The sequence below is a fragment of the Streptomyces sp. NPDC102437 genome, from assembly GCF_044765565.1.
Classification (GTDB): domain Bacteria; phylum Actinomycetota; class Actinomycetes; order Streptomycetales; family Streptomycetaceae; genus Streptomyces.
In genome coordinates this window covers 1-10,080 of record NZ_JBIWKI010000092.1, presented here as the reverse complement: position 1 = coordinate 10,080, position 10,080 = coordinate 1, and the positions used below count along the sequence as shown (strand labels likewise).

Annotated in this window: 7 protein-coding genes and 1 pseudogene; 3 read left to right on the top strand and 5 right to left on the bottom strand. The window is 69.3% G+C overall.

The features are described 5' to 3' along the window. Positions 1 to 545 precede the first annotated feature (545 nt). Positions 546 to 3,131, top strand: coding sequence for a Helicase associated domain protein (locus ACIRJP_RS41050; RefSeq protein ID WP_404186129.1), 2,586 nt, complete (start codon positions 546 to 548; stop codon positions 3,129 to 3,131). A gap of 43 nt (positions 3,132 to 3,174) precedes the next feature. On the opposite strand, the gene ACIRJP_RS41045 is transcribed toward ACIRJP_RS41050, so the two are convergent. From ACIRJP_RS41045 to ACIRJP_RS41030, 4 genes are all read right to left on the bottom strand, one after another. Further along, the gene (locus ACIRJP_RS41045) at positions 3,175 to 4,296 is read right to left on the bottom strand and encodes a hypothetical protein (protein WP_404186127.1); all 1,122 of its coding nucleotides are present in this window, start codon (positions 4,294 to 4,296) and stop codon (positions 3,175 to 3,177) included. A gap of 675 nt (positions 4,297 to 4,971) precedes the next feature. Then, positions 4,972 to 5,574 (bottom strand): LOG family protein, encoded by a 603-nt coding sequence (locus ACIRJP_RS41040; RefSeq protein ID WP_404186125.1) that lies wholly within the window; start codon positions 5,572 to 5,574, stop codon positions 4,972 to 4,974. A gap of 469 nt (positions 5,575 to 6,043) precedes the next feature. After that, positions 6,044 to 6,658: a TetR/AcrR family transcriptional regulator gene (locus ACIRJP_RS41035; protein ID WP_404186123.1), complete on the bottom strand. Its 615-nt coding sequence runs from the start codon at positions 6,656 to 6,658 to the stop codon at positions 6,044 to 6,046. After that, positions 6,655 to 7,752 (bottom strand): saccharopine dehydrogenase, encoded by a 1,098-nt coding sequence (locus ACIRJP_RS41030; protein ID WP_404186121.1) that lies wholly within the window; start codon positions 7,750 to 7,752, stop codon positions 6,655 to 6,657. Before ACIRJP_RS41030 ends, ACIRJP_RS41035 begins: the two co-directional genes overlap by 4 nt. Before the next feature lie 453 nt (positions 7,753 to 8,205). Between ACIRJP_RS41030 and ACIRJP_RS41025 the strand changes: the two genes are divergently transcribed. Together ACIRJP_RS41025 and ACIRJP_RS41020 are read left to right on the top strand one after the other, a co-directional pair. Continuing rightward, positions 8,206 to 8,499, top strand: coding sequence for a hypothetical protein (locus ACIRJP_RS41025; protein ID WP_404186119.1), 294 nt, complete (start codon positions 8,206 to 8,208; stop codon positions 8,497 to 8,499). A 26-nt stretch (positions 8,500 to 8,525) separates the two neighbouring features. Then, a complete protein-coding gene (locus ACIRJP_RS41020) occupies positions 8,526 to 8,846 on the top strand; it encodes a hypothetical protein (protein WP_404186117.1) in 321 nt (106 codons plus the stop codon). Positions 8,847 to 9,984: 1,138 nt separating this feature from the next. Here ACIRJP_RS41020 and ACIRJP_RS41015 read toward each other — a convergent pair. Next, positions 9,985 to 10,080 (bottom strand): annotated as a pseudogene (locus tag ACIRJP_RS41015) (IS3 family transposase); the annotation flags it as partial.

The following is a 10,080-nucleotide window of genomic DNA, read 5'->3' as shown; positions in this document are numbered from 1 at the left end:
GCGCGCGGTTCGCTCCGCGAACACGACGCGCCGCCGCTACGCGGCGGAAGACGACAACGCACTCCGTGCGTTGTTCCCGGACTTCGTCCGGGGTTGCCGGTCCACTCCGTGGCCCGGGCAGTCAACTTCGTTGACTGCGGCCTGGATCGCTCCGCGATCCAGGCCAAGGGCCATGCTCCGCATGGCCCTTGGCCTGGCTGCTGGTTGAGGGTGGCCTTGCTGGGAGGTGCGGTGACGGGTCGTGAGGACCGGGGCTTCCTACCTGATCTCTGGTCCCTTGAGTCCCTGTCAGGAGTGTTCGGGGGTTGGCGGGGACGGCTACTGGGCAGATTACGGACTGTCGGTTCAGGAACACTTCTGTGGTCGGTGTGCGTCATTCTTGATGCCCAGCTAGATTAAGGAGTATGAGCCGACGTCCTGCCGCTGTCCGTGGGGTCGATTGTCTGTGTCTTGGTTGTCGCTGAAAAATGCATGTTGCTGCACAGGGATCCGGGTCTTTTCTGTCTTGGGAATATCTCTGAAGCGGTCGAAGAGAGGAAGTTTTGGTGACGCTGAAGGAGTTGTTCCCGCATCAGGTGGAGGCGGTCGACGCAGTTCTGAGGGTCTTGCAGACGCCTGCGAGCGGACACCTGCCGGCCGAGGGGCTGCGGACCCAGGTCATCGCCGCGACCGGCTCCGGGAAGACGCTGATCGCCGTCGCGGCCGCCGAGAAACTCGGCGCGCGGCATGTCCTGGTCCTGGTCCCGACACTGGGCCTGCTGACCCAGACCGCGGCCGCGTGGCGGGAAGGAGGCCGTACAGGGGCGATGGTCGGGGTCTGCTCGCTCCGGGCCGACGACTCCGACGGTGTGCCGTGCACAACCGATCCGGGCGAACTCGTCTCCTGGGTAAGGGGTCTGGAGCGGGTCACGGTGTTCGCCACATACGCCGCCGTCGGCCTCGGTATCCTCCAGCGCGCCCATAGTGCCGGGCTTGGTGCGTTTGACCTGATGGTCGTCGACGAGGCGCACCGCACCAGTGGGTACGCGGGTAAGCCGTGGGCCGCGGTGCACGACCAGACGAAGATGCCGGCGACCCGCCGTTTGTACATGACCGCCACGGCCCGGATCTGGGAAGCACCCGAACATGCCCGGAGTGGTGAGGGCGGGGAGCCGCGGCTGATCGCGAGCATGGACCCGGGGTCGCGGGTGTTCGGGCCGGTGGCGTACAAACTGACACTCTCACAGGCGGTGAGCCGAGGGTTGGTTGCGCCGTACCAGGTGGTGTGCGTCGACATCAACGACCCCGAGTTCCATCAGCTGCGCCAGGAAGCCGGGTACGGGTCGGACGCCGCACGCGGAGCACGGCTCGCCGCACTGCAGACCGGACTCGTGACCGCGGCCGCCGAGGAGAACCTGCGCAAGGTCCTGACATTCCACAGCCGCGTCAGCGAAGCCGAAGCCATGGCCACGGGCATCGTCGACGCAGCCCGGAAACTGTCGGAAGACAACCCCAGGCGCTACCCGGAGCCGGAGCGGGTATGGGCCGACTGGCTCTGTGGCGAACACCCGCCCGCCCACCGGCGTGCCGTCCTGGAAGAGTTCGCCTCCGACGTCATCGAGAACCAGGCGCAGCTGGTCGAGGGTAGTGCCGGGGGGCGCAGCAGGGGTGGGCGGCGTTCGGGGAAGGGGTTGGTGCCGGCGGCGTTGCGGGTGCTGAGCTCGGTGAAGGTGCTGGGCGAGGGCGTCGATACGGCGAATTGTGATTCCGTCGCGTTCTGCGATGCACGGGGGTCGATGATCGATATCGTGCAAATGGTCGGACGCGCCCTGCGAATCAGACCCGGTGAGGGAAAGATTGCTTCTCTGATTGTTCCGGTATTCCTCGCACCGGGCGAAACACCGGACGAAATGCTGACCTCGGACGCCTACGGAACCCTCGCGAAGGTCCTCGGGGCGCTGCGGGCACATGACACCGAGACGATCGAGCACCTCGCGGATCCCCGTATCCGGAGCGGGAGTTGGCAGGAGGAGACGGCCGAGGAAGGCGAGGCGGAGGCTGAGCGGGAGGTGTCGGAGGGTGAGCGGGGGCCGAGCACGCCTGCGCGGGAGCTGCTGAAGTTCAGCACACCCAGGGATCCGGCGTTGCTTGCGCGGTTCGTGAAGCTGCGGGTGATCGAGCCGGAGAACACGTTCTGGCGGCGCGGGATCCAGGCATGCGTGCGGTACGTGGAAGAGGCCGGGGCGCAGCAGTTGCGGGTGCCGTACGACTACACCACCCCCGAAGGGTGGGTTCCGGCCGGGTTCCCGCTGGGGACATGGCTCGCCGACCAGCGGAAATCCCACAAGGCCGGGCGTCTGGATACGGGTCGGGTGGAACAGCTGGCCGGGTTGGGGATGGTGTGGTCGCATCAGGATGTCGCGTTCGAGGAAGGCCTCGCAGCAGCCCGCGCCTGGGCGGCCGTGCACGGGCACCTGTTGCCGCCCGCGACCGCGGTCTGGGACGGATACCCCGTCGGTGCATGGACCAAGAACCAGCGATATGCCGCCCGGGCAGCGGATCAGATTGTGCAGCGGCGGCAGGCCGGCCTCCCCGTTGCTTCCAGCGCGGGCGCGCTGACCGAGGCACGGCGCGCAGCGCTGGAAGAGATCGACCCGGGATGGTGCCCCGTCTGGGACACCGGGTGGCAGCGCTGCTTCCGACTCGTCCAGAACCTCCTCCAGGACGGCGGGGACTTGCCGGTGGCGGCCGGCAAAGTGATCGTGCAAGGAGAAGACCTCGGACGCTGGGTTACGGCGCAGCGGCACGGGTGGGAACAGCTCCTGCCCGCACAGCAATGGCTGCTGGAAAACGTCCTCGGCATCGAACCCGCCGAAGAGGCAGAGCAGCCGGTGAAACGGACACAGGATGATATGTGGGCGGTCAACCTCGCGGCCGCGCGGCAGTTCCTCGCACGTGAAGGGCACCTGCGTGTGCCCCGCAAGCACATCGAGCAGGTGGAGACGGAAGCGGGCTTGGTCTGCCGTCAGGCAGGCGCTGGCGAGGTCGTGGGGGTCAAGCTCGGCACATGGCTCGACAACGTACGGAAACGGGCTGGGAGGCTCGCCGAGCAGCGACGGGCGGACCTCGACCAGCTCGGCATGCGCTGGTGAGGTCGCTCCCCTGGCCGGGACGGTGCCTGGGCCTGGTGATCCATCACAGGGGCCTGGTGAGCTTCGGGGAGGGCCGGTAGTGGGCGACTCCTGCGTAGGACATCCCCAAGGAGACAGTGAGGATCTTGGCATCGAGTTCTTCTGCGAGAGCGAGCAGACGTGTGGAGCGCAGGATGCGCGGCAGGAGGCCGACGGGAGCGAGGCTGTCGCGGATGTGGGCGGCGCCAGCCGGTCCGTGGTCTGTTCGGGTGAGCCGGGTGACAAGCCGGTGGGGGTTGTCCGTACCGAGTCGGCTCCGGTGCTCCTGGCAGCGTTGCAGCGCCGTCCAGGTCGCACTGTCCAACGGGAGGTGCACTGATCTGCCGGGGAACCGGACGCTGTGGCGGTCGGGGGCGATGTCGGCGTCGGTGAGCTGGCGCAGCTCGGTGATGGTTGCTGCGTGCAGGAGGGCGGCGAGGCCGATGAAGGCTTCGTGCGGGTGGATGTCGTAGTTGGTGGTCCACCGTTCGTACAGGGTGCGCTGCCTGCCTGTGGTGAGAGTGGGTCCGTGAAATCCCCTCTGCTGTACGGCAGTTATCGGCTCGGTGGGGTTGTGGAGGATGCTCTTGGAGCGGTGGGCGTAGGCGAAGAACTGGCGCAGCCCTGCGAGGTGGGAGGCGCGGCGGTCCGGGGCCAGGGTGAGGAAGGATTCCAGGTCGGTGGTGGTGATGCTCGCCCAGCTCGTATGTCCCTTGGGGTGGAGGTGGAGGGCCAGGTCTCGGATGGTGTCCAGGCGGATCTCGATGGTCTTCAGTTGATTGGGGTGTAGTCCGAGTTGGCGGGCTTGCTCGCGCTGGAGCAGCAGGAAGTCGGCGAAGGCGTCGGCCTGGGGTCGCAGTGGGGCGGGGATGGCCTCGATGCGGCGGGTACGGCGGGTTGCTGCGCGCCGGTCGGCGAGGTCTGGTGGCGGGGCGAGGTGGCCGTGGGTGCGGAAGAAGTCGGTGAGTGCCCCCACGAGTTCGGGGGCGTTGCTGTGGGCGTGGGCGAGCAGTGTGCCGGGATCGCCGGTCGTGGTCGCGATGATCAGGCGTGCGGTGGTGGCGACGACGTCGGCCGCGTAGATGGGGTGGCGGTGATCGGCGAGGTGTGCGGCGAAGTCGCTCCACCAGGGTGGTGCGGCGGGCATGCGCTCGGCCCAGCCGGTCGCGCGGGTGATGACGGTGTGCGGTGAGTGCTCGTAGCAGCGCTTGCACAGGCCCTTGGCCCACTGGCCGCTGGTGCCACAGCGTTCGCAGCATGCCGGGGGCGGTGTGGTGGTGGGATCGGTACAGGCCCGGCACCGCCGAGTCGCCGCGTCGAGGGTTCGTCGGCGCCCGCAGTGCTGGCACTGGCCCCGTGCCGGTCGGCCTGCCGAGCGGTGTCGGCATACCGCGCACAGGTCCTGGGAGGATCGTCGTGGAGCGCCGCACAGGGCGCAGGTTCGTGAGCACCAGGCGCAGTGGCCGGTGTCGGAGCACAGCCGGCGCAGGCGGTGGCAGACCGAGCAGGTGTCCTTGGCCGTCCGGGGCACTGCAGTGGCGGGCGCGGGTGGGATCGCGGCAGGCGGCGGGCAGCCCGGTGTGCAGGGACACCGCGGTCACGAGCGGGATCGCCGCGAGCGCCGGCCCGGCCACTACCTGAGTGTCCGGGGGCAGCAGGAATGCGAGCGCGGCCGCCGTCTCCCGGAGCAGCAGCGGGGCGGCTGCCAGTCGGTAGGGGTCGAAGTAGGAGTCGAGGGTGCGCCCGTCGGGGAACTGGTAGGGACCGGGCCGGAACGCGGCGCCGATCCGGTCCGCGAGCACGGCGGACGTCGTCGGGGCCGTCATCGCAGGCTTCCGGAGGTGAGAACGGCCAGGTCCTTCTCCAGCGCGGCAACGTCGGGGAGGTCGGCGAGGAACCCCAGCGGCCGGGTCGGGCCCTGCACCAGCCACTGCTCCGTGCGCAGGAAGGTGCCGAGGCGGCAGGCGGCCGGGCCCAGCAGCCGTACCGGGATGGGGCGGATCGTCGTCGCGTAGTACAGGGCGGCGGTCACCTCGTGCAGGGTGCCGACCCCGCCGCCCATGGCGAGCACCAGGTCCGCGTCGTCAAGGTAGGCGTGGAGCCGGTCTCCCATCGTCGGCGCGTATACGACGTCGGTGACGTGACGGTTGAACGGCCCCCACTCCGGGCGGTCGGCCAGCGTGATCGCGGTGACCGGTACCCCGTGGCGGGTGGCGCCCTGGGCGGCGGCTTCCATCAGGCCGTTGTAGCCGCCGTGCCGCAGCCCGTACCCGGCCGCGCCCAGGGCGTCCCCGGCGGCCAGGGCGAGGTGCTGTTCGCCGGGGCGGGCGACGACGCCGGCGAACAGCGCCGCGGTGCGCGCGGGATGGGTCGGCTCTTGGGCCACCTCGAAGGCGAAGCCCTCGGCTGCGGGCTCGAAATCCACCTCTATCTCCGCGAAATGTGGCGCGCAGTTCTGCTTCCGATGCAAGACACACACGCCACAGACCGGATACGGCGGGAACCGAGGCAGCGCTGACGTCATGCCGGAACGCTACCCCTGCCCGGCACCCCGCCTCCGCCATCGACCTTGGTGACAGAAAACCACGTCGATGCGGGCAGGTCCGGTGGTCGACGTCGTCTCGCAGCCGTTGAAGATCTCCTTCGGGACCTGCGGGAGGCGACGGTTCCACACTCCTGACCACCTCGCGGATCAAGGAGGCGGACCAGGAATCGTTTGCCGCGGCCGCCGAGGTCGCAGTCGTCTGCGGCCGGCACTACGCGGTGGCCGGCCGCCGGCGCGAGCACGCCTTCGCGGGCCTGGACGCGATGGCGTCGCGTCGTCGGCCGAGACCCGATCCGCTGGGTCTCGGGCCGTCCGACACCGGTGCAATCCCGCTTTTCCGAGAACTCGGTCAGCCGAGCAGAGCGGTGGCCGTGTTGATGAGTTCCGTGTCGGTTTCCTTTGTGCGGTGGGCGGCGATGCCGGACCGGAAGAGGGACGCTCCTTCGATCAGCACGGTGAAAACCCTTGCCCGTGCCTGGCAGACGGTGTCGGAGAGAGTTGGGTTGCGGGCGCGGAGAAACCCGGCGGCATGGTTCTGGTAATCGCTGTAGAACGTGCGCATGACCGCCGCGACGGCTTCGTCACGGCCCGCCAGAGCCCACAGCTCGGCGTAGACCCGGACGAGTCGCGGATCATCGTGCTCGGCCAGCAGTTGACGAATCAGCCCCTCCGTGTCCGGCGGCGTGTGCGCTGCCGCATCGACGAACAACGGAGTCAGCCTGTCGAGAGAACGGTCCAGGGTACGGCGCAGGACCGCGGCGATCAGCTCCGTGCGGGAGGGGAAGTAGTACTGCACGTGGCCCAGACGGGTCTGTGCCTCGGCCGCCACTGCCCGCATGGTCAACTCGCCGTATCCGGACTCGAAGAGGATCTTCTCGGCGGCGTCCAGGAGCGCGGCATGCCGCTGGGCGCCCTTGGTCGTGGCGGGCGTGCGCTTGTCCTGTTCCGGGGATCGTTCGCTCATGCCGCCCTGCCCTCCGCCTGTTCGTCGCGCACGGCCCTGCGCACAACCAGGTCGACACCCTGCGCGGCGAGGTCCGAGGGCACGCTCTGCGGACTCGGGAGCTGTTCGGGAAAGACCACGCCGCTCGGTGCGGGGGCACCATCTTCGCCGCGTACCCGACGCAGCCCCATCAGCGCGCCCAGAGCGGTCAGATGCGCCTGCCCGGCCCGGTCGGTCACGGTCGCGGAGAGGGTGTCATCCCCGTGAGTGACGTCGATGCGCAGCTGGGCCGTGCCTCCTTCGCCCGGTGCGTACAGCAGCCCACGGCGCGCACCGGTAAAGCGCTCGCCGCGGCCCCAGCGGAAGAACCCGAGCCGCTTGGCGGCCAGCAGGGCTGTCGTGGACGCGGGCGAGCTGAAGCCGATCCGGGTTGTCGCGGTCCGGGCCGCGAGGGTGAGAGGAAGGGTGAACTGCTCGGGTGTGTCGATCCGGGCGACCCGGGTGAGCGACTCCCCGATACGGATGCGGCGGACGTCGCTCAGCGGCATGACCGTGCGCCGCTGCCCGTCCCGCACCACCTCGTAGTCCAGTCCGAGGCGGTCCATGAACTCCACCGAGTCCGCGCCCGCCCGGTCGCCGAGGTCCCAGCGAATGGCCACATCGACCGTGTCCGCGCCGCCGAGCCTGTCGCCGAGAAAGGCGGCGACGAGGCTGGTCACACCACCCATCCACGCGGAGGACAGCAGTACCGGCGCGGTCGGGCCCGCCAGTGCCGCGACGGTGGCCGCGCGCTGCATCCGTGTGGTCCAGCGGGTGACGTCCACGAACGGCACCCCGCCGCCGATCGCGGCGCGCAGGACGCGGTCGTCCGGATCGTTGACGACACCGACAACCGCGCTGACCCGCGCCCGGAACGGTGCCGGGTCCGTCAGGTCCCAGGTGCGCAGTTCCGCGCCGGTCTCGTCTGCCAGTTGCTGTCCGCGCCGCACGGTCCGCCCCGTGAGCACCAGCGGCCACGAGGGGGCGGCCATCCGTGCCAGTGCCGCGCCGACTGTGCCGTATCCGCCGACCAGGAGCACAGGTCCGTCGGCGTCGAAGGAGAGTTCGTCGTTCATGAGACCAAATATAGGTCAGGTGACCAAAAAATGCCGCGGAGGGGGTTCGTCTCCTGCCGCGGTCACTCCATTTCCCCCGAGGACTCGTGGTCGTCGGCCTCCTGGTCGACGTCGTCGGGCCCGCCGTGGACGGTGCAGACGCTGTCCGGTGACGGCCCAGTGGTGCTGGTGTGCGCGGTCGGCAGGTCGGCGATCGAGTGGATGGCCTGCCACGCCGGGGCGTCGCAGTCGTCGTCGTGCGGGCAGCGGACCAGCAGGGCGAATCCGTGGTCGCCCTCGCCGTCGTGGTCGGCGCGCGGGGCGAGACCAGGCGGTCCGGCCCGAGGCGGATCTCGCCGACGCGATCGCCGGCCGACGAGCGGCCATCGAACCGGATGCCCTTCACGGGGGCTGGACCGGGCTTCGTGGCCCGAGTCTCGATATACAGCTCATCCGGCCCGGGGGTTTCGGCGCATGGGGGCGCAGGCCCACAGTTCGGTCGGCTCGGTGGGGGGCGCCGTCGGCGTCTGCCCCGGTGGCGTAGGCGGCGCCACAAAGCGTTGGAAGATCCGAGGCCCCCGCACCGCCCCCGCGGCCTCGCCACCGGCCTCGTTGACGGGCAGCTTCGATTACGCCCCCGACGACCCGACGGTGTTCGTCCTGGACGTCGAGACCGAACGCCGTTCCTGGAAGCGGGACATGACCGTCGACGCCGTTGGGGTTCTGATCGTGGCGACGGCCGCCATGGTGGGGGTGGTCGCGCTGTGACCCGGGAGCCGGGCTATCGTCCCGCCATGGATCTACTCACGTTCGACTACGAGAACCTGCATCTACGCATGGACCGGGGGGTGTTCGAACTGTTCAGCATGGGGAGATCCGAGCTCCGGGTGCCGCTGCGATGGCTCGGGGCGCTGGTGCACTACAAGAAGCCCGACAAACCCGGCCAGTTGGTCATCGGCACCGTGCGCGATCCGAACGCCGCGCTCTACGGCACCGACCCGGCCGCCTTCTGGTACACCACCTCGCCCGCGTTCCGGGTGCCGCCCGGTGACGAGCCGTTGTTCCGCACGTACTTCACCGAGGTGGCCGTGGCCGCCGACCGGAGGGTGATCTGAAATGCCGACAAACGCTATCCCCGAAGATGAACGAAGCCACACGAGCAGCCCGTCACGTCGGCATCGCTTCCGATGCCGGCGCGACATGTGATGAAACCTCATGGAACAAGGACGATCCTCCCCTTCACTCGCCCGCTCCCGATGAGCCGGTGAGCCTCGGCCGCCCCCGGCCGGTCCGTAGTCGTCGCCCATCAAGACTGCCGAGCGCAGTGCGGCCAGGACCGAGTCCCGGTGCGCGCTGGACGCAGTGACCGCCCACCCCATCACCATCGATGTCGCCCGGTCCTCGTACCAGGTCACCCACACCCGCGACAGGGAACCTTCGGGCAGCACGACACGCAGCGGCGCGTGCTGGTGATCGGCCTCCCACACCTCGTTACGGCCCACCGCAGGCCGCCTGAACGCAGGGTCGTAGTCACGCGCCGCCGGGATACCCTCACGCAGCCCGGCCATGAACCCCGGGGTGAGATCCCGCCGGATCGCGTCATGCAGCGTGCTCAGGCCCGGAGGCCGCCGACCGGCCGCACGGGCCCGTCGGGCCAGTTCCTCGTGCGCCCGCTTCACATTGCCCAGGCAGTCCGCGAGGACCTCGCCGACTTCGTCGGTGATCTCGAGGCGGGCGCGCGGCACCGGTTCAGCTGAACCGGTCTGCTCGGCCCGCGCCAGCCACCGCCACACCGTCCGCACACTCACACCCAGCGACGACGCCACCAGACGGACATGCGCCGTCGTCAACTCACCCCCAGCACGCCGCTGCTGAAGCCCACGAACGGCTACCGCGCGCAGCAGCTCACGCCGGTCAGCCAGCGACGCTCCACCCGCACTATCCTCCTCGTCCGTCACAACCCCGGACGCTACGGAGCCAACTCGTCACCAGCCAAAACACAATAACGCTTCCCCACCCCGCGCTGATGAACCACCCCAAAAACCACTCCCCCATCACGGCCCGCCTGCTACACACCACCGCCGACTCAGGACGTATGGCCCCCATGACACCGACCCACACGGCCACCCGTCACCGTGAAACACGGACTCCTGTCACTACCCGCACCACCAAAAAAAAGGGGCCCTACCAGGCCCTCGACCATCAATGACACCAACCCGCATCAACCAGTGACACCCAACCCACACCTCACATTCGGGCCACCGTGAAGCCTTCGCGCACCAAGGCGGCATGGACCTTGCGGGCTCCGTAGACGCCGTAGTTGTCGGTGTGGATGCGGCGTATCTCCTC

Bases quoted from the DNA above. Each gene is read 5' to 3' on its own strand.
- ACIRJP_RS41045 (WP_404186127.1), bottom strand. From the start codon at position 4,296: ATGCCCGCCGCACCACCCTGGTGGAGCGACTTCGCCGCACACCTCGCC.
- ACIRJP_RS41035 (WP_404186123.1), bottom strand. From the start codon at position 6,658: ATGAGCGAACGATCCCCGGAACAGGACAAGCGCACGCCCGCCACGACC.
- ACIRJP_RS41030 (WP_404186121.1), bottom strand. From the start codon at position 7,752: ATGAACGACGAACTCTCCTTCGACGCCGACGGACCTGTGCTCCTGGTC.
- ACIRJP_RS41025 (WP_404186119.1), top strand. From the start codon at position 8,206: ATGGGGGCGCAGGCCCACAGTTCGGTCGGCTCGGTGGGGGGCGCCGTC.
- ACIRJP_RS41020 (WP_404186117.1), top strand. From the start codon at position 8,526: ATGGATCTACTCACGTTCGACTACGAGAACCTGCATCTACGCATGGAC.